Here is a 19,088-nt window from a genome sequence, read left to right on the forward strand (position 1 = left end):
GGAAACGCCTTGTTTCACAACCAATGTGGTGTGCTCGAGACTAGTGGTGCCTGCCTGCGCCGTTGGGCGAGATTTCGTCCTGGTATTCCTTGAGGGCGGTGAGTGCCTTGTGCTCGGCGGCGTGTTCGGCGTCGGCGAGGGCGGCTTGTTCGACGACGGAGTCGGCGAACAGGAAGCTGCCGGTGCCGGGGGAGCCGGCGGAGCCGAGCTTGTTCATGCGCTTGGGCAGTGCGGCACCCTGGTATTCCAGCGGGATGGGGTGGCCGTGGTCGTCGACCGGGCCCAGCGGCTGGTGCAGCTCGACGTACGCGCCGTGCGGCAGCCGCTTGATGATGCCGGTCTCGATGCCGTGCTCGAGGACGGCGCGGTCGCTGCGCTGCAGACCCACACACCAGCGGTAGGTCAGGTAGTAGACCACCGCGGGCAGAACGACCATGCCGATGCGGCCGATCCAGGTAGTGGCGTTCAGGGAGATGTCGAACTTGAGCGCGATGATGTCGTTCATCGCGGCCAGGGTGAGCACCATGTAGAACGCGATGGCCATGGCACCGATGGCGGTGCGGACCGGCACGTCACGCGGACGCTGCAGCAGGTTGTGGTGGGCGTCGTCGCCGGTGAACTTCTTCTCCAGGAACGGCCAGGCGATCAGCAGACCGAACACCAGACCCATGATCACGGCGACACCCATGACGGCGGGGATGGTGTGGCCGAAGGGGTAGAACTCCCAGGCCGGCCAGATACGGGCCAGGCCTTCGGTCCACATCATGTAGAAGTCGGGCTGGCTACCGGCGGACACCTGTGAGGGCTTGTAGGGGCCCAGTTCCCAGATCGGGTTGATCTGCAGCAGACCACCCATGATGCCCAGGACACCGGTGACCATCGCGAAAAATCCCCCGGATTTGACGGCGAAGACCGGAAGGACGCGTACACCGACGACGTTCTTCTCGGTGCGCCCCGCGCCCGGGAATTGGGTGTGCTTGCCGAACCACAGCAAGACCAGGTGGACCGCAATGAGGCCCAAAATGATTGCGGGAATGATCAATACGTGCAGGGCGTACATGCGCGGGATGATGGTTTGGCCGGGGAAGTCCCCGCCGAACAGGGCCCAGTGCATCCAGGTGCCGATGACCGGGATACCCAGGGTGATCGAGGACAGGGCGGCGCGCAGACCAATACCGGAGAGCAGGTCGTCGGGCAGCGAGTAGCCGAAGTAACCCTCGAACATGGCCAGGATCAGCAGCACCGCCCCCGTCACCCAGCTGGCTTCCCGTGGGCGGCGGAACGCACCGGTGAAGAACACCCGCGCCATGTGCACCATGATCGATGCGGCGAACATCAATGCGGCCCAGTGGTGAATCTGGCGCACGAACAGGCCGCCGCGGACCTCGAAGGAGATCTCCAGGGCCGATTCGTAGGCACGCGACATCTGCACGCCGCGCAGCGGTTGGTAGACGCCGTTGTAGGTGACTTCAGCCATCGACGGGTCGAAGAACAACGTGAGGTACACGCCCGTGAGCAACAGGACCACAAAGCTGTACATGGCGATCTCACCGAGCAGGAAGGACCAGTGCGTCGGGAAGACCTTGTTCAGCTGCCGACGCACCGCCCCGGACGGGTGGTACCGCGAGTCGATCGCATTCCCCTGGGGAGCAAGAAAATCCGATGCCGGTGTCGTCTGTTGCGGTCGTGAGACCGGGTCGCCATTCATGTCCTGCCTCCTTTGCGATGAACGCGCTACCCATAAGACACACGTGGAGCATTTTTTGTGACAGTTCCACGTCGTGACCTGCGTCATGAATCCAGGCCACGGCGTCGCAGCCTTCTTGTGAAAGTCGGCGCCGGACGTCCGCCGCTAGGTCTCGGCGAGATGCTTGAGATTCAGTAGCTGCCGCCGCGCCATCACGAGATCGCCCACGCTGAGCAGGGGAGCTGCGAGCCGCCACGACTGTGGGGCAGTCACTTTCAGCACCAGCCGAGTTCTGTGATCGTCGATCGGGGTGAGCTGATAGGACATGTGAGCGCCCATGATCTGCGCGGTCAACTGCACCTGGTGGTCCACCGAGAGCACCTTGCCCAACGGCCGGCCGGCACTGGCAGTGAAGGGATCGCCGGGCCGAGGATCGCTCAGGTTCTGCAACTCGTGGGGCGATTCCCGGCCCAGGTCGTCGATCCAGTCATACGAGTACGGTGCCAGTCGCACTTGAACAAGCCACGGCCACAACCGATCTGGGCCGGTGTTCACGGTCACTCCGCGCCACGCCTCGAGCGAGGGACTCGGGACATAGCTGTCGCAGCCGTAGCGAGCCCGTGTCTCGGCGTCGGTGACGCCCCAGCGGTCACCGATCATCGGGTGGCCACCTTGTTCATCAGATACGGGGCGGCCGTGCGGTGGATGGGACCGATGGCCTTCCAGACCGCCGCCGCAGCCCGTCGATGTTTGTAGTGCAGTGCGGTGATGAGTTGGCCTGTCGAGGCATTCACTCGGCGGAGGATCAAGGTTCCGTCCATCAGTGGCGATTCGGCCTCCAGGCGAACTGCATCGGGTGTCGACTCCGCGATACGCCAGCCGAGGACATGCTGCGGTGAGTCCGCCGGCCCGAGCCGGAACAGCAGGAATGCCTTGTGCGCGAAGCGGATTCCCTCGCGGATGGGCGGGCCGGATCGCTCGAGCGCCTGCCGCGCCAGCGTTTCGGGCGTACGGGCGTCGGATTCGGCGACGGTGACATCGAAGACGTCGAGATAGTCAGCCTGCTGGAGGCGCGGGGGTAGAGCGGCGCTTGCCAGACTCACCTGGCGCGCATGCCCAACTGCCAACTCCGTCGCCATGATTACGAGGCTAGGTACTCATTGGCCGCTTGTCAGGGGCCAGTTTCGTGGCGGAACCGGGTACCACTCGGGTGGACAACGGGCTCCGATGTCCAGTTCAACGAGTATCGGGGTGGCGAGACGGCGGCGATCGTCGTACGTCGTGATCTGGCCATGACCCATTCGCCCCCAAGTCTGGCTACGTTCTGATGCGCGACTCTGCCAAAGTTCGAATCAGCGCAACCCCTTTGCGAGTCGAACATATGTTCGATACAATTGGGCATGGAAATCGCACCGGATCTCAACCCACTTCTCGATCGCCTTCGCGGCGTCGTCATCCCCGACGACATGCCCGGGGACGACGCGGTGGCGGCGCTGAGGTGTGTGGTGACGCTGCGCAATGTGATCGATCATCTGGCGGCGATGCTGACCGGGGTGCTGGACCGCTGCGCGGTGGCCGCCGGGCAGGGCCGGACGCCGCGGGAGTTGTTGATGGCGTTGGGGTGTGCGCCGTCGGTGGCCGAGCGGCTGGTCCGGGTCGGCGGCGCCTTGCCGATGTTGCCGACCCTGGCTGCGCATGCCGCCGACGGGGCGGTCTCGGGGGAGCATGTCGATGCGATCGTCAAAGGCATCAACCACATTCGCGCCCGCGCACCCGGACCGGTCGACGACGAGGCCCGCTTCGCGCAGGTGAGCGACCTGTTGGGGCAGTTCTTCTCCGGGGCCACTCCCGCCGAGATCGGTGCTCGGGCGCGGCGGTTGGGGAACCGGGTCGCCGCTGCCGAAGGCGGGTTGCCCGCGGCCGAGGATCGGTCGGTCAACACCGTCGATCACCGGGTGACCAGCGACGGCCGGGTGCAGGTGCGCGCCGATCTGGACGCCGAGGTGGGTGCCAAGCTGGTGGCCGCGGTGGAGGAACTGTCGGCGCCGCGGCCCGAACCCGACGGCAGCCCCGATGTGCGCTCGGCTTCCCGGCGGCGGGCGGATGCGCTGGAGGCGGTGTTGGATATCGCCGCCCGTGGTGGGGAGGTCGCTTCGGCGCCCCGCACCCAGTTGTTGGTGACGGTGCCCGCCGATACCCCGGACTTGGCCACGTTGGAGTTCATCGGGTCGATCAGCACCATGACCCTGGACCGGCTCACGTGCGACACCACCGTCACCACGATGATTGTGGACGGGGAACAAGTGCCCCTCGATATGGGGCGGGAGAAACGCCTGTTCCCCGCCCATCTGCGCAAAGCCCTGTATCTGCGCGATGGTTGCTGCATCAAGTGCGGGGCGCCGCCCGGGCGTACGCATGCCCACCACATCGTGCATTGGACCCACGACGGCGAAACATCGCTGGCCAATGGGTGCCTGTTGTGCCCGGCCTGTCACGCGAACGTTCACCACGACGGCTGGGACGTCGTTATGGGAATGGACAAGCACCCCTGGCTCATCCCGCCGGCCAGTGTCGACCCGCAGCGCAGACCCATCCCCGCCTACAACCGCCGCACCATGCGACTCGACGTGGCCGCCTAAGACCTAAAGCGTTGTGCACCTTGAAAACTCAATAGTGATAGCGCATCGCGGGCCTGCTGCTTCGGCGGCGGGTGGAAGCAGCAGGCCCGCTCACCGCAGGAACTGACCCGCGTGGTTGGCCAGGTCCAGCACCGGCTGCGGGACGGCACCCAGCGCCAGCGTCACAAAGGCGGTGAGCCCGATCATCGCGGTGCTCAAGCTGCCCGACTGCACTTCTGGACCGTCCTCGACCGGGTCGGTGAAGAACATCAGGACGATCACGCGGACGTAGAAGTACGCGGCGACGGCACTGACGATCACACCGATGACAACCAGGGATGAGGCGCCACCCTCGGCCGCGGCTTTGAAGACCGCGAACTTGCTGACGAATCCACTGGTCAGCGGAATGCCGGCGAATGCCAGGAGGAACAACGCGAACACCACACCGAAGAACGGATGCCGGCGTCCGAGTCCGGCCCACCGCCGGAGGTCACCTTCCTCGTCACCGTCGGCGCGGCGCACCACACTCACGACCGCGAAGGCACCGAGCGTGCTGAACCCGTAGGCGAACAGATAGAACAACGACGCCGACAGTCCGTTGTCGTTGAGCGCGATCACGCCGGTGAGGATGAAACCCGTATGTGCCACCGAGGAGTACGCCAGCATGCGCTTGACGTCGTTCTGTGCGATGGCGATCACCGTGCCCACCGCCATGGACAGCACCGCGATGATCGACAGCACCGGCCGCCAGTCGTTGGCCAGCGCCGGCAGTGCCACGTAGCAGACCCGCAGCAGCGCACCGAATGCGGCGATCTTGGTGGCCGACGCCATGAAGGCCGTCACCGGCGTTGGTGCTCCTTGATATACGTCGGGCACCCACGAATGGAATGGCACCGCACCGACTTTGAACAACAGGCCAACGCACAGCAGTGCGATACCGATGAGCCCGAGGGATGCCGGTCCGTGGCCGGCGGCGACGCCCGAAAGGCTCAGGCTGCCCGAGTAGCCGTAGAGCATCGCGACACCGAAGAGGAAGAACGCCGACGAAAACGCTCCCAGCAGAAAGTACTTGAGCGACGCTTCCTGCGACAGCAGCCGATTCCGGCGGGCCAGGCCGCACATCAGGTAGAGCGGCAGCGACAGCACCTCGAGTGCGACGAACATCGTCAGCAGATCGTCGGATGCGCCGAACAGCATCATGCCGCCGAGTGCGAACATCGCCAGCGGGAACACCTCGGTCTGGGTGACTCCGGTTTTGAGGGCGATCTGTTCGGCGGCGCTACCGGGCACGGTCGCGGCCTGTGGGGTGAACGCGGCCAGCCCACTGCCGTCCGAAACCCGTTGTGCCATCAGCAATGTTGCCAATAGGCTGACGCCCAGCAGGGTGCCCTGCAGGAAGAGCGCTGGGCGGTCGATGGCGATCGCCCCGAGAACTGCGGGCCGGCCGATCGCCGAACCCAGGTGCAGCGCTTGGGAAACCACGGCCACGAGGGCCACCGCCTGGCCGCCGATGCTCAACGCGACCTGCGCGCGGTATCGCGCCGAGCGCGGTGCGAAGGCCTCCACGAGCACGCCTGCCAGTGCGATGCCGAACACGATCAGCATCGGCGAGAGCAGGCCGTACTCGACGGACGGCGCGGGGATGGGTGTCACCGGGCGACCCCCTGGGCGGTGCTCGACGAGGTATGTCCGACAGCCGGATTGATGATGTCCAGCGCGGGCTTGGGGTAGACGCCGAGAACCAGCAGCAGGGCAACCAGCGGCACGACCACGGTCAGCTCACGCGGTACCAGGTCGCGCAACTTGTCGTTGCCGGCGGCGACGGGGCCCGTCATCATCCGCTGGTACATCCACAGGATGTAGAGCGCGGAGAGCACCAGGGCCGTGGCCGCGACGGCGGTGACGGCGGGGTAGTGGATGAATGTGCCGACCAGAACCAGGAATTCACTGATGAACGGTGCCAGGCCAGGCAGGGACAGCGTCGCGAGTCCGGCGATCAAGAACGTGCCGGCCAGGATCGGCGCGACGGTCTGCACACCGCCGTAGTCGGCGATGGCGCGAGATCCCCGGCGGGACACCAGGAATCCGGCGATCAGGAACAGCGCGGCGGTCGAGATGCCGTGGTTCACCATGTACAGCGCGGCGCCGGACTGCGCCTGCTCGGTCATCGCGAAGATGCCCAGAATGATGAAGCCGAAGTGCGAGATCGAGGTGTACGAGATCAGGCGCATGACGTCCGTCTGGCCGATGGCGACGATGGCCCCGTAGACGATGCCGATGACGGCCAGAGCAATGATCAACGGCCGGAATGTCGCGGCGGACGACGGGAAGAGCTGCAGGCAGTACCGGAGCATGCCGAATGTGCCTACCTTGTCGACGACCGCCATCATCAGCACGGCCGTGGCCGGTGTGGCGTGCACCGCTGCGTCGGGCAGCCAACGGTGCAGCGGCCAGAGGGGCGCCTTGACCGCGAACGCGAACATGAACCCGCCGAACAGCGCGTTGGCGATCCCCGGGCTGATGTTGAGGTTGCCGTAGCGCACGGCGTCCGCGACGGCACGGAAATCGAAGGAGCCGTGGGTGAAAGCCGGACTGTTGGCGGTCGCCACGTACAGCCCGATGACCGCGGCCAGCATGATCAGGCCGCCGAACAGGTTGTACAGCAGGAACTTCACCGTCGCCTTGGACGCGGCCGGCCGGTCCGCGCCGAAACCCCCGATGAGGAAGTACATCGGGATCAGCATGGCTTCGAAGAACACGTAGAACAGCAGGATGTCCAGTGACACCAGGGAGATCAGCACCATCGATTCGACGGCGAGGATCAACGCGAAGTAGGCGTGGGTCGACCTGGCTTGCGTACCGGCATCATTCGTGTCGGTGTCGTTCCAGCCGGCGATGATCAGCAGCGGTACCAGGACAGCGGTCAGCGCGATCAACACCAGGGCCACGCCGTCGACCCCGAGGATGTATCCGGTGCCGAATGACGGTATCCACGGGTGGTTCTCCACGAACTGGTAGCGCGCTCCGGCCGGGTCGAAGCGCAGCCCCAGCACCAGCGCGATGACGAGCACCACGAGAGACACCGCGAGGGCGGCCCAGCGGGCGAAAGCCCGTGCGCCGGCAGGCAACAGGATCACTGCCGCACCGCCGGCCATCGGGACGGCCCACAACGCCGTCAGCCACCACATTCCGGTCACCACACCCTCACCGTGAGAATGGCGGCCGCAATCAATGCCGCTCCGGCCAACATGGACAGCGCATACGACCGGGCGAACCCGTTCTGCCAGCGTCGAAGATCCTGCGATCCGCTGCGGACCAGCGCGGCGAGTTCGCGGGTGACGCCGTCGACCGCGACGTCGTCGAAGTCCACCAGGTTCTTGGTGAACCGCCGGCCCGGGACCATCAGGGCCCGCTCGTTGAACGCGTCGCCGTACAAATCATTGCGGGCGGCGACCGTCAGCCCGGAGACGTTCACCGGCGCGCTGATCGGGACGGGTTGGCGCGCGTACATCCGGTACGCGATCGCGACGCCCACACCGACCACCGCGAGCGTGACGACCGTGAGCAGCCAAGCGGGCACCGCATGCTCGGGCTCGTGGTAGCCGACGATGGGTTCCAGCCAGTGCTCCAACTTCCCGCCGACAGCGAGCAGCGCACCCGCACCGATGGACCCAGCGGCGAGCACCACCATCGGCCAGCCCATGACCGACGGCGATTCGTGGGGATGCGCCTCGGCACGCCAACGCTTTTCCCCGAAGAACGTCATCAGCATGACGCGAGTCATGTAGAACGCGGTGATGCCCGCACCCAGCAGGGCGGCGCCACCGAACAGCAGCCCTTTGGCGCCACCGGCCGCGAACGCGGTCTCGATGATGGGGTCTTTCGAGAAGAAGCCGGACAGCGGCGGGATACCGATGATCGCGAGGTAACCCATGCCGAACGTGGCGAATGTGACGGGCATGGCGGCGCGCAGTCCGCCGTAGCGGCGCATGTCGGTCTCGTCGTCCATGGCGTGCATCACCGAACCGGCGCCGAGGAACAGGCCGGCCTTGAAGAAGCCGTGCGCCAGCAGATGCAGGATCGCGAGGGCGTAACCGGCGGGACCCAGACCGGCGGCCAGCATCATGTAGCCGATCTGGCTCATGGTCGACGCCGCGAGGGCCTTCTTGATGTCGTCCTTCGCACAGCCGATCACCGCGCCGAACAACAGCGTGGCGGCCCCGACGACGGCGACCGCCAACCGGGCGTCGGCGGATTGGTTGAAGATCGGAGCCGACCGCACCACCAGGTACACGCCGGCCGTGACCATGGTGGCCGCGTGAATGAGCGCCGACACGGGTGTCGGGCCCTCCATGGCGTCCCCGAGCCAGGACTGCAGCGGTACCTGAGCGGACTTGCCGCAGGCCGCCAGCAGCAACAGCAGACCGATGAGGGTGACGGTGGTCGCGGCGAGATGTGGCGCCTGTGCGAAAACACCCGTGTACGAGAGGGTTCCGGCGTGGGCGAACATCGCCGCCAGGGCCAGCGCCAGCCCGATGTCGCCGACGCGGTTGACGACGAACGCCTTCTTCGCGGCCGTTGCCGCCGACGGCTTGTGCGACCAGAACCCGATCAGCAGGTACGACGCCAGGCCGACGCCTTCCCACCCGACGTACAGACCGAGATAGTTGTCGGCCAGCACCAGCAGCAGCATGGCCGCGACGAACAGGTTGAGGTAGGCAAAGAAACGCCTGCGAGCGGCGTCCTTCTCCATGTACCCGATCGAGTAGATGTGGATCAGCGCGCCGACGCCGGTGATGAGCAGGACGAAGCACACCGACAACTGGTCCAGGCGTAAGCCGAAATCGACCTGGAGCTGCGCGACGGGTACCCAGGAGAACAACGTCTCGTGCACCATCCGGAAGTCATTGTCGCGACCGGACATTGCCACGAACTGCGTCGCGCCGACGAGGAAGGCGCCGACCACCGTGGCGCAGCCGAGCAGATGACCCCACGCGTCGGTGGCCTTCCCACCGAGCAGCAGTATCGCCGCACCGGCCAGCGGCAGCGCGATCAGCAACCACACGGATGTCGTCACGGTCACTGCTTCAGCAGGCTCGCGGCGTCCACTGACGCCGACCGTCGGGAACGGAAGATGGTCATGATGATCGCCAGTCCCACCACCACCTCACAGGCAGCCACCACCATGGTGAAGAACGCCACCACCTGACCGTCGAGTTCGCCGAGCATCCGGGAGAACGTGACGAACGCCAGATTGGCGGCATTGAGCATCAATTCGACGCACATGAACATGACGATGGCGTTGCGGCGCAGCAGCACACCGGCCGCGCCGATGGTGAACAGCAGCGCCGAGAGATACAGATAGTTGGTGGGATTCATGAGGCGTTCCCATCGTCGGTGGACACACTGCGCCGGGGCAGGACGGCGCTGACGGACATGTCGGCGTCCGATCCGTCGGGCAACCGGGCCAGGATGTCGACGGCGTTGTGCCGCGCGTACACACCGGGGTTCGGTCGCGGCGTCGGATGCCCGCCCGGGGCGAACCGTTCGATTGCCAGCTCGCGCTGGGTCTTTCGGTGTTCGAACCGTTCGCGGTGGGTCAGCACCATGGCGCCCAGCGCCGCGGTGATGAGCAGGGCGCTGGTCGTCTCGAAGGCCCACAGGTAGCGCGTGAAGATCAGTACCGCCAGGCCCTGGACGTTGCCGGCCCGGTTCGCGTGTTCGAGACCGACGACGTTGGTACCGAGGCTGCCGATGCCGGCGATCACCGCGATGCCGAACCCGATGCCGGCGACGACGGCGGCAACGCGTTGTCCCCGAATGGTTTCGATGAGCGAGTCCGCCGAATCGACACCGATGAGCATGAGGACGAACAGGAACAACATCATGACCGCACCGGTGTAGACCACCACCTGCACGACGCCGAGGAACACCGCGTCCTGGGCGATGTAGAGCACCGCGAGGCTGATCATGGTGCTGGCCAGGAACATTGCCGAGTACACCGCTTTGGGAGCGGCCACCATGGCGATGGCACCGAGCACCGACACGGTACCGAGCACCCAGAACGTCACGGCCTCTCCGGTCACTTGGCCGCCTCGCGCCGCGTCAGGCCGTCCGCGGTGATGTTGCCGCGGTAGTAGTCCTCGTCGGTGCTGCCCTCGGCCATGGCGTGCGGCGGCGCGGTCATGTCGGGTTTCAGCGGCGCCAGGAGCTTGTCCTTGCCGTAGATCAGATCGGACCGGTTGTCGTCGGCCATCTCGTAGTCGTTGGTCATGGTCAGCGCCCGCGTCGGGCAGGCCTCGATGCAGAGCCCGCAGCCGATGCACCGCAGATAGTTGATCTGGTAAACCCGGCCGTACCGCTCGCCGGGGGAGAACCGTTGTTCCGCAGTGTTGTCCGCGCCTTCGACGAAGATCGCGTCGGCGGGGCAGGCCCACGCGCACAGTTCGCACCCGATGCACTTCTCGAGGCCGTCGTCGTAGCGGTTGAGCTGATGGCGGCCGTGATAGCGGGGCGCGACCGGACCGGGCTCCTCGGGATACTGCTCGGTGACCGGTTTCTTGAACATCGTGCCGAAGGTGACGCCGAAGCCCGCGATGGCGTCGATGAATTTGGGCCTACCGGGCATGGTGAACCTCCTTGGCCGGGATGGGCGGCACCGGGAACGCGCCGGGCGGTGGCTCGACGGCCGGGGCACGCATGCGAGCCGATTTGCGCCGCGCCGTATTCCACAGCGCACCGCCGATGGCGACCACCGCGATGGCGCTGGCGAAGGCCAGAACGACGGGCCAGCTGTCGTGACCCTGCAGTCGCAGCGTCCGCACGATGCTGACGATCATGATCCACGCCAGCGAGATCGGGATGAGCACCTTCCAGCCCAACGCCATGAACTGGTCGTACCGCAGGCGCGGAAGCGTGGCCCGGAGCCACATGAACATGAACAGGAACGCCCACACCTTGCCGATGAACCACAGCAGCGGCCACCAGCCGGTGTTGGCTCCGGGAATGAGGCTCAGCGGCCAGGGCGCCTGCCAACCACCGAGGAACAGGGTGGTGGCCAGCGCCGAGACCGTCGTCATGTTGACGTACTCCGCGAGCATGAACATCGCGAACTTCAGCGACGAGTACTCGGTGTGGAAACCACCGACCAGCTCGCCCTCGGCTTCGGGCAGATCGAAAGGCGCCCGGTTCGTTTCGCCGACCATCGAGATGACATAGATCAGAAACGACGGCAGCAGGAGGAAGACGTACCAGCGGCCCTGTTGCGACGCGACGATCTGCGACGTCGACATGGTGCCCGCGTACAGGAACACCGCGGCGAACGACAGTGCCATCGCGATTTCGTACGAGATGACCTGCGCGCTGGACCGCAGCCCGCCGAGCAGGGGATAGGTCGAGCCGGAAGCCCAGCCCGCCAACACGATTCCGTACACCCCGATCGAGGTGACCGCGAGGACGTACAACACCGCGACCGGCAGGTCGGTCAATTGCAGCGGCGTCTCGTGCCCGAAGACGTGGACCAGTGGTCCCATCGGGATGACGGCGAACGCCATAATCGCCGGGATCACCGAGATGATCGGCGCCAGCAGGTAGATCGGCTTGTCCACACCGGCGGGGACCAGCCCTTCCTTCAGCGCGAGCTTGACGCCGTCGGCCAGGCTCTGCAGTAACCCGAACGGCCCCACTCGGTTCGGTCCGATGCGCATCTGCATCCAGCTCAACACCCGGCGTTCGAGGAGGATGGCGACGAGCACCGTCAGCACCAGGAATATAAAAACGCCAAGGGCTTTGGCGAGGACCAGCCACCACGGGTCGAGGCCGAAAGAGGAAAGGTCGGGATAGTTCACGTCGCCGCTCCGCTGATCGAGACGACCGCACCGGGGGCGACGCCGAGCGTCGCGTGGACCGTCGACCCCGGCGAGTTCAGCGGCAGCCACACCACGCCGGTCGGCATGTCGGTGATCTCGAGGGGCAGGGTGAGACTGCCGCGATCGGTGCTGACCGTGAGGGTTTCGGACGCGCCGACGCTCGCGGCCGTGTCAGGCGACAACCGGGCGACCGCCGGACGCGCCGTGGCGGCCAGATGAGGTTCGCCGTCCTGCAGGCGCCCGGCATCCAACAGCATCCGCCAGCCGGCGAGGACCGCCTGTCCCGCACCGGGCACCGGGTTCGGGGGCGCGGTGAACTCCGGTGCGGCGGGCCGGGGTCCGGTCCAGCACCCCAGGCGGTTCATCTCGTTGCGCACCGCCGCGACGTCGCGCAGACCCAGATCGATGCAGTGTTCGTCGGCGAGCGCGGCCAGCACCCCCATGTCCGCGCGCGTGGCGGGCGGCAGCGCCGCGCCGAATGCACGGTGTCGCCCTTCCCAGTTCACGAAGCTGCCGGCCTTCTCGACGACAGGTGTCACCGGGAACACGACGTGCGCGAGGTCGGTGACGGCGCTGCGGCGTACCTCCATGCTCACCACGAACTTCGCGGCACCGAGCGACTGCTGCGCGAGCTCCGGGTCGGGCAGGTCGTCGAGTTCCACCCCGGCGACCAGGACGGCCTCGAGCTCACCGCCGGCTGCGGCGGCGAGTATCGCGGTGGTGTCGCGGCCCGGGGCGTCGGGCAGTTCGTCGACGTGCCAGGCGACGGCAACTTCGGTGCGTGACGGCAAATCGGTCACCGAACGGCCGCCGGGCAACAGATTTGGGGCCGCACCGGCTTCCAGCGCACCGCGCTCGCCGGCCCGCCGCGGCACCCAGCCGACGGCCGCGCCCGTACGCTCCGCCAGGCGGGCCACGGCGGAGAAGCCGCCGGGCACGCCCGCCAGCCGCTCACCGGTGAGAATGACCGAACCGGGCGGCAACACTTCGACGGCGTCGAGTGCGCGGGGTTCGCGGCCGGGTGCGGCGGAGATGAGGGTGCCGCCCATCTTCTCCAGGCCGCGGCTCGCGAACGGCGCCACCGCAACAACTTTCAGGCCGTGCTTGCGGAAGGCCTTGCGCAGCCGCAGGTAGACGATCGGCGATTCATCTTCCGGCTCGAACGCGACGAGCAGCACGACGGGCGCCTGCTCCAGGTCGGCGTACGTCACCCGCATCGGCTGACCGGCGACGGAGGCCGCCAGGAACTGGGCTTCCTCGTCGCTGTGCACCCGGTTGCGGAAGTCGATGTCGTTGGTGCCCAGCACAATCCGCGCGTACTTCGCATACGCGTAGGCGTCTTCGGTGGTGAGTCGTCCGCCGACCAGGACACCGGTCCGGGCGCCGGCCGCCGATAGGCCGCGCACCGCGACAGCGACCGCTTCCGGCCACGATGCCGGGCGCTGGGCGCCGTCGGCCTCGCGGATCAACGGCGTGGTGATCCGATCACCCTGCGTGGCGTAGGTGAAGGCCCAGCGGCCCTTGTCGCAGTTCCACTCTTCGTTGACCTCGGGATCGTCACCGGCCAAGCGGCGCAACACCGTTCCGCGGCGATGGTCGGTGCGCTGCGCACAGCCCGAGGCGCAGTGTTCGCAGACGCTGGGGGAGGAGACCAGGTCGAAAGGCCGGGCCCGGAACCGGTACGCGGTCCCGGTCAGTGCGCCGACGGGACAGATCTGCACGGTGTTGCCGGAGAAGTACGAGTCGAACGGATCATCGCCGCCGATGCCGACCTGCTGCAGCGCGCCACGTTCCAGCAGCTCGATGAACGGGTCACCGGCGACCTGATTCGAGAACCGGGTACAGCGCGCACACAGCACGCAGCGTTCCCGGTCGAGCAGGACCTGCGCCGACAGATTGATGGGCTTGGGGTAGGTGCGCTTGACGTCCTCGAAGCGAGAATCACTGCGGCCGTTGGACATCGCCTGGTTCTGCAGCGGGCATTCGCCGCCCTTGTCGCAGACGGGGCAGTCCAGCGGATGGTTGATCAGCAGCAGTTCCATCACGCCGTGCTGTGCCTTGTCGGCGGTCTCCGACGTCACCTGGGTACGCACGACCATGTCGGGTGTGACCGTGGTGGTGCACGATGCCAACGGTTTCCGTTGACCCTCCACCTCGACGAGGCACTGCCGGCAGGCGCCCACCGGGTCGAGCAGGGGGTGGTCGCAGAACCGGGGAATCTGGACGCCGATGAGTTCGGCCGCGCGAATCACCAACGTGCCCTTGGGCACACTGATCTGCTGGTCGTCGATGGTCAACGAGACCATCTCGACCGCGGCGGTGTCCTTCGCCGGCTCGGTGACCGTCATGCGCCCGCTCCTTCCGTGGCGAAGAGCGTGGCGGCGTGCGGGTCGAAGGGGCAGCCGCCGTTCAGGTGTGCGACGTATTCGTCGCGGAAGTACTTGAGCGAAGACATGATCGGGCTGGCCGCACCGTCGCCGAGGGCGCAGAACGACTTGCCGAGGATGGCGTCGGAGATGTCGAGCAGTTTGTCCAGATCGGCCGCCTGGGCCTGTCCGTTCTCCAGCCGGGCATAGATCTGCGCCAGCCAGTAGGTGCCCTCGCGGCACGGCGTGCACTTGCCGCAGGATTCGTGCGCGTAGAACTGGGTCCACCGCCGGACGGCCCGCACCACGCAGGTGGTCTCGTCGAAAATCTGCAGTGCCTTGGTGCCCAGCATCGAGCCGACCCCGGCCATGCCTTCGTAGTCCAGCGGGACGTCCAGATGTTCGGGCGTGAGCATCGGCGTCGACGATCCGCCCGGTGTCCAGAACTTCAGCTGGTGCCCGGCCCGCACCCCGCCGGCATACTCGAGCAGTTCGCGTAGCGAAATCCCCAGGGGGGCTTCGTATTGCCCCGGGCGGGTGACGTGACCGGACAGCGAGTACAGCGTGAAGCCGGGCGACTTGTCGGACCCCATGGACCGGAACCAGTCGACCCCACCGCGGATCACCGACGGGACACTGGCGATCGATTCGACGTTGTTGACCACGGTCGGGCACGCGTACAGCCCGGCGACCGCGGGGAATGGCGGACGCAACCGCGGTTGGCCGCGGCGGCCCTCCAGGGAGTCGAGCAGCGCGGTCTCCTCGCCGCAGATGTACGCACCCGCCCCGGCGTGAACCACCAGATCCAGGTCGTACCCGGTGCCGGCGATATTGGTGCCGAGGTAGCCGTTCGCGTAGGCCTCGGCGACGGCACCCTGTAGACGGCGCAGGACTGGAACCACCTCACCGCGCACGTAGATGAATGCGTGCCGGGCGCCGATGGCGTACGACGCGATGATCGCGCCTTCCACCAGCGCGTGCGGCGAGGCCAGCATCAGCGGAATGTCCTTGCACGTCCCGGGTTCGGATTCGTCGGCGTTGACCACCAGATAGTGCGGACGGCCGTCGTCGGGCGAGATGAAGGACCATTTGGTCCCCGTGGGGAAACCCGCGCCGCCGCGGCCGCGCAGTCCGGAATCCTTGACCAGCGCAATGACTTCGGCGGGTTGCATCCGCAATACCGCCCGCAATGCCTGGTAGCCGCCCTGCCGCACGTAACTCTGCAGCGTCCACGATTGCGGCTGATCCCAATGTCTGCTCAGCACCGGCGCGAGTGTCATTGCGGCGCCTCCATCCCGCGCTCCTGCGCGACGCGCAACCCGGCGAGGGTGGCCGCGCCTGGTTCGGAGTCGTTGCTGCCGGGGCGTTCATCGGGGAAGCCGGCGAGGATGCGTGCGGTGTCCCTGAAGGTGCACAGGGGCGCGCCCCGCGTCGGGGTGACCGGCTCACCGGCGCGCAGCGAGTCGACGAGATCACGTGCGGAACTGGGGGTTTGGTTGTCGAAGAACTCCCAGTTCACCATGACCACCGGCGCGTAATCGCAGGCGGCGTTGCATTCGACGTGCTCCAGCGTGACCCGGCCGTCGGCGGTGGTCTCGCCGGCGCCGAGACCCAGGTGGTCCTCCAGTGATTCGAGGATGGCGTCGCCGCCCATGATGGCGCACAGCGTGTTGGTGCACACCCCGACGAGGTACTCGCCTGTCGGGGTGCGGCGGTACATCGAGTAGAACGTCGCGACCGCGGTGACCTCGGCGGTGCTGAGGTCCAGTTGCGCAGCGCAGAAAGAGATTCCGGCAGGGGTGAGGTACCCGTCCTCGGATTGGGCGAGATGCAGCAGCGGCAGCAGCGCCGAGCGGGCACTGGGGTAGCGGGCGATGATCACCGCGGCGTCGGCGGCCAGGCGCTCGGTCACCTCAGGCGAATAGGACTGCGGCCCTTGACCGATCGGTGGGCCGGGCTCGTCCGGACGCGGCCCGAGACGCAGTTCGATAGCGGTCACCTGTCGACGCCTCCCATCACCGGATCGATCGATGCCACCGCGGCGATGGCGTCGGCAACCATGGAGCCCTCGCACATCACCGACACCGCTTGCAGATTCGTGAACGACGGGTCGCGGTAATGCACCCGGTAGGGCCGGGTGCCGCCGTCGGAGACCATGTGCACGCCCAGCTCGCCGCGCGGCGATTCGACGGCGACGTACACCTGCCCGGCGGGCACCCGGATACCTTCGGTCACGATCTTGAAGTGGTGGATCAGGGCCTCCATCGACGAGCCCATGATCTTGGCGATGTGTTCCTTCGAGTTGCCCAGGCCGTCGGGGCCGACCTTCAGATCCGCGGGCCAGGCCAGCTTCTTGTCGGTGATCATCACCGGCCCGGCGACCTTGCCGAGCCTCTCGACACACTGCTCGACGATCTTGATGGACTCGTGCATCTCACGGACCCGAATGATGTAGCGGCCGTAGGCATCACACTGGTCGTCGGTGATGACGTCGAAGTCGTACGACTCGTATCCGCAGTACGGCTGCGACTTCCGCAGGTCGTGCGGCAGCCCCGTCGAACGCAGCACCGGTCCGGTGATACCTAGTGCCATGCACCCGGTCAGGTCCAGGTATCCGACCCCCTGCGTGCGGGCCTTCCAGATGTAGTTCTCGTTGAGCAGATTCTCCATGTCGCGCAACCGCTTGGGCAGCAGCTTGAGCAGTTCCCGAAGTTGTGGCAGTGCCTCATCGGGCAGGTCGGCGGCCAGGCCGCCGGGGCGGACGTAGGCGTGGTTCATCCGGAGCCCGGTGATGGTCTCGAATATCGACAGCACCAGTTCGCGTTCCCGGAAGCCGAAGAACATGGCCGACATGGAGCCCAGCTCCATGCCGCCGGTCGCCAGCGCGACCAGGTGCGACGAGATGCGGTTGAGTTCCATCAACATGACCCGGATGATGCTGGCGCGCTCGGGGATATCCTCGGTGACGCCCAGCAGCTTCTCGACGCCGAGGCAGTACGCCGTCTCGTTGAAGAAGGGCGACAGGTAGTCCATGCGGGTCACGAAGGTGACGCCCTGCGTCCAGGTGCGGTATTCGAGGTTCTTCTCGATTCCGGTGTGCAGGTAGCCGATTCCGCACCGGGCCTCGGTGATGGTCTCGCCGTCGATCTCGAGGATCAGCCGCAGCACTCCGTGGGTGGACGGATGCTGCGGCCCCATGTTGACCACGATGCGCTCGCCGGCCACCGCGCTCTCGCGTGCCGCTGCCACGACGTCGGCCCAGTCTTGACCGCCGACGGTGACCACGCGTTCGCGGCCATCGGGTTCGTTGTCCTGAGTCATCAGTTGTAGGCCCGCCGTTCGTCCGGGGGCGGGATTTTCGCACCGTGGTACTCGACCGGGATTCCGCCGAGCGGGTAGTCCTTGCGCTGCGGATGGCCCACCCAGTCGTCGGGCATCTCGATCCGGGTCAGGGCAGGGTGGCCGTCGAAGATGATGCCGAAGAAGTCGTAGGTCTCCCGCTCGTGCCAGTCGGTCGTCGGATACACCGAATACAGCGACGGCACATGCGGATCGGCATCGGGAGCGCACGCCTCGACACGAATCCGGCGGTTGTGGGTGATGGACATCAGCGGGTAGACGGCGTGCAACTCGCGACCGGTGTCGTCTGGGTAGTGCACCCCGGACACTCCCAGGCACAGTTCGAATCGCAGTTCGTCCCGTAGCGCCTGAGCCACGGCGACAAGGTGGTCGCGGTGCACCTCGAGGGTCAGTTCGTCGCGGAACACCACGACGCGCTCGATCGCGGCGCCGAAGTCGTCGGGACCGAGGGCCGCCGCCAAGGTGTCGACGACGTCGTCGAAGTAGCCGCCGTAGGGCCGGGGTGAGCTGCCGGGCAGGGCCACCTCCCGGACCAACCGGCCGTAGCCCGACGTGTCGCCGCTGCCGCGCACACCGAACATGCCGCGCCGCGTCCCGATCACCTCGGGTCCCGTCTGGTCCGGCGCGTCCGTCATGACCGCAGCAGTCCCTTCAGCTCGATGGTGGGACGGGCCTGCAGGGCGGCTTCCTCGGCCGCGGCGATCGCCTCGGCCCGGTTCACACCCAGCGGCATCTCCTGAATCTTGGCGTGCAGCTTGAGAATTGCGTTGAGCAGCATCTCCGGCCGCGGCGGACAGCCCGGCAGGTAGATGTCGACGGGCACGATGTGGTCGACACCCTGCACCACCGCGTAGTTGTTGAACATGCCGCCCGAGGAGGCGCACACACCCATGGCCAGCACCCATTTGGGCTCGGCCATCTGGTCGTACACCTGACGCAGCACCGGCGCCATCTTCTGGCTCACACGGCCGGCGACGATCATCAGATCGGCCTGGCGCGGCGTCGCGGAGAACCGCTCCATGCCGAAGCGCGCGATGTCGAAGCGCGGGCCCGCGGTCGCCATCATCTCGATGGCGCAGCAGGCCAGCCCGAAGGTGGCGGGCCACAGCGACCCCTTGCGTACGTAGCCCGCGACCTTCTCGACAGTGGACAGCAGGATGCCGCCGGGCAGGCGTTCTTCGAGTCCCAT

At 66.7% G+C, this 19,088-nt stretch carries 16 protein-coding genes and 1 pseudogene; 1 reads left to right on the plus strand and 16 read right to left on the minus strand.

The genetic code is table 11. From position 1 onward, the window contains the following. Positions 1-40 precede the first annotated feature (40 nt). The 3 genes from qcrB to BR47_RS30300 form a co-directional block, all read right to left on the minus strand. Complete coding sequence (gene qcrB, locus BR47_RS0111015) at positions 41-1,708, minus strand: cytochrome bc1 complex cytochrome b subunit (RefSeq protein ID WP_029119542.1); 1,668 nt, start codon at positions 1,706-1,708, stop codon at positions 41-43. Positions 1,709-1,852: 144 nt separating this feature from the next. Further along, the gene (locus BR47_RS0111020) at positions 1,853-2,347 is read right to left on the minus strand and encodes a hypothetical protein (RefSeq protein ID WP_029119543.1); all 495 of its coding nucleotides are present in this window, start codon (positions 2,345-2,347) and stop codon (positions 1,853-1,855) included. Next, positions 2,344-2,826, minus strand: coding sequence for a hypothetical protein (locus tag BR47_RS30300; protein WP_141772166.1), 483 nt, complete (start codon positions 2,824-2,826; stop codon positions 2,344-2,346). Before BR47_RS30300 ends, BR47_RS0111020 begins: the two co-directional genes overlap by 4 nt. Before the next feature lie 261 nt (positions 2,827-3,087). Between BR47_RS30300 and BR47_RS0111030 the strand changes: the two genes are divergently transcribed. After that, positions 3,088-4,326, plus strand: coding sequence for an HNH endonuclease (locus BR47_RS0111030; RefSeq protein WP_029119544.1), 1,239 nt, complete (start codon positions 3,088-3,090; stop codon positions 4,324-4,326). 90 nt (positions 4,327-4,416) lie between these two features. Here BR47_RS0111030 and nuoN read toward each other — a convergent pair whose 3' ends face one another. From nuoN to BR47_RS0111095, 13 genes and pseudogenes are all read right to left on the minus strand, one after another. Continuing rightward, positions 4,417-5,949 carry an NADH-quinone oxidoreductase subunit NuoN gene (nuoN, locus tag BR47_RS0111035; protein ID WP_029119545.1) on the minus strand — a complete coding sequence of 511 codons (1,533 nt, stop codon included), beginning with the start codon at positions 5,947-5,949 and terminating at the stop codon, positions 4,417-4,419. A gap of 5 nt (positions 5,950-5,954) precedes the next feature. Continuing rightward, positions 5,955-7,505 (minus strand): NADH-quinone oxidoreductase subunit M, encoded by a 1,551-nt coding sequence (locus BR47_RS0111040; protein ID WP_029119546.1) that lies wholly within the window; start codon positions 7,503-7,505, stop codon positions 5,955-5,957. After that, positions 7,499-9,382, minus strand: a complete 1,884-nt coding sequence (gene nuoL, locus BR47_RS0111045; RefSeq protein ID WP_029119547.1) for an NADH-quinone oxidoreductase subunit L — start codon at positions 9,380-9,382, stop codon at positions 7,499-7,501. Before nuoL ends, BR47_RS0111040 begins: the two co-directional genes overlap by 7 nt. Before the next feature lie 2 nt (positions 9,383-9,384). Further along, the gene (nuoK, locus tag BR47_RS0111050) at positions 9,385-9,684 is read right to left on the minus strand and encodes an NADH-quinone oxidoreductase subunit NuoK (protein ID WP_020102720.1); all 300 of its coding nucleotides are present in this window, start codon (positions 9,682-9,684) and stop codon (positions 9,385-9,387) included. Then, positions 9,681-10,391 carry an NADH-quinone oxidoreductase subunit J gene (locus tag BR47_RS0111055; protein ID WP_020102719.1) on the minus strand — a complete coding sequence of 237 codons (711 nt, stop codon included), beginning with the start codon at positions 10,389-10,391 and terminating at the stop codon, positions 9,681-9,683. Before BR47_RS0111055 ends, nuoK begins: the two co-directional genes overlap by 4 nt. Further along, positions 10,374-10,933 (minus strand): annotated as a pseudogene (nuoI, locus tag BR47_RS0111060) (NADH-quinone oxidoreductase subunit NuoI); the annotation flags it as partial. The pseudogene nuoI and the gene BR47_RS0111055, both read right to left, overlap by 18 nt. Next, positions 10,923-12,152 carry an NADH-quinone oxidoreductase subunit NuoH gene (gene nuoH, locus BR47_RS0111065; protein ID WP_029119549.1) on the minus strand — a complete coding sequence of 410 codons (1,230 nt, stop codon included), beginning with the start codon at positions 12,150-12,152 and terminating at the stop codon, positions 10,923-10,925. The pseudogene nuoI and the gene nuoH, both read right to left, overlap by 11 nt. After that, on the minus strand, positions 12,149-14,521 hold the full coding sequence (locus BR47_RS0111070; protein WP_029119550.1) for an NADH-quinone oxidoreductase subunit G: 2,373 nt from the start codon (positions 14,519-14,521) through the stop codon (positions 12,149-12,151). Before BR47_RS0111070 ends, nuoH begins: the two co-directional genes overlap by 4 nt. After that, positions 14,518-15,819: an NADH-quinone oxidoreductase subunit NuoF gene (gene nuoF, locus BR47_RS0111075; protein ID WP_020102715.1), complete on the minus strand. Its 1,302-nt coding sequence runs from the start codon at positions 15,817-15,819 to the stop codon at positions 14,518-14,520. The genes BR47_RS0111070 and nuoF overlap by 4 nt, the downstream gene beginning before the upstream one ends. After that, positions 15,816-16,538: an NADH-quinone oxidoreductase subunit NuoE gene (gene nuoE / locus BR47_RS0111080; protein WP_029119551.1), complete on the minus strand. Its 723-nt coding sequence runs from the start codon at positions 16,536-16,538 to the stop codon at positions 15,816-15,818. The genes nuoF and nuoE overlap by 4 nt, the downstream gene beginning before the upstream one ends. Next, entirely contained in the window at positions 16,535-17,860 is a 1,326-nt protein-coding gene (gene nuoD / locus BR47_RS0111085; protein ID WP_029119552.1) for an NADH dehydrogenase (quinone) subunit D, read from the minus strand. Before nuoD ends, nuoE begins: the two co-directional genes overlap by 4 nt. Then, a complete protein-coding gene (locus BR47_RS0111090) occupies positions 17,860-18,534 on the minus strand; it encodes an NADH-quinone oxidoreductase subunit C (RefSeq protein WP_020102712.1) in 675 nt (224 codons plus the stop codon). Before BR47_RS0111090 ends, nuoD begins: the two co-directional genes overlap by 1 nt. Then, positions 18,531-19,088, minus strand: coding sequence for a NuoB/complex I 20 kDa subunit family protein (locus tag BR47_RS0111095; RefSeq protein ID WP_029119553.1), 558 nt, complete (start codon positions 19,086-19,088; stop codon positions 18,531-18,533). The genes BR47_RS0111090 and BR47_RS0111095 overlap by 4 nt, the downstream gene beginning before the upstream one ends.

The organism is Mycobacterium sp. UNC410CL29Cvi84, assembly GCF_000686745.1.
Taxonomy (GTDB): domain Bacteria; phylum Actinomycetota; class Actinomycetes; order Mycobacteriales; family Mycobacteriaceae; genus Mycobacterium; species Mycobacterium mucogenicum_B.

Bases quoted from the DNA above. Each gene is read 5' to 3' on its own strand.
- qcrB (WP_029119542.1), bottom strand. From the start codon at position 1,708: ATGAATGGCGACCCGGTCTCACGACCGCAACAGACGACACCGGCATCG.
- BR47_RS0111020 (WP_029119543.1), bottom strand. From the start codon at position 2,347: ATGATCGGTGACCGCTGGGGCGTCACCGACGCCGAGACACGGGCTCGC.
- BR47_RS30300 (WP_141772166.1), bottom strand. From the start codon at position 2,826: ATGGCGACGGAGTTGGCAGTTGGGCATGCGCGCCAGGTGAGTCTGGCA.
- BR47_RS0111030 (WP_029119544.1), top strand. From the start codon at position 3,088: ATGGAAATCGCACCGGATCTCAACCCACTTCTCGATCGCCTTCGCGGC.
- nuoK (WP_020102720.1), bottom strand. From the start codon at position 9,684: ATGAATCCCACCAACTATCTGTATCTCTCGGCGCTGCTGTTCACCATC.
- BR47_RS0111070 (WP_029119550.1), bottom strand. From the start codon at position 14,521: ATGACGGTCACCGAGCCGGCGAAGGACACCGCCGCGGTCGAGATGGTC.
- nuoF (WP_020102715.1), bottom strand. From the start codon at position 15,819: ATGACACTCGCGCCGGTGCTGAGCAGACATTGGGATCAGCCGCAATCG.
- nuoD (WP_029119552.1), bottom strand. From the start codon at position 17,860: ATGACTCAGGACAACGAACCCGATGGCCGCGAACGCGTGGTCACCGTC.
- BR47_RS0111090 (WP_020102712.1), bottom strand. From the start codon at position 18,534: ATGACGGACGCGCCGGACCAGACGGGACCCGAGGTGATCGGGACGCGG.
- BR47_RS0111095 (WP_029119553.1), bottom strand. From the start codon at position 19,088: ATGGGACTCGAAGAACGCCTGCCCGGCGGCATCCTGCTGTCCACTGTC.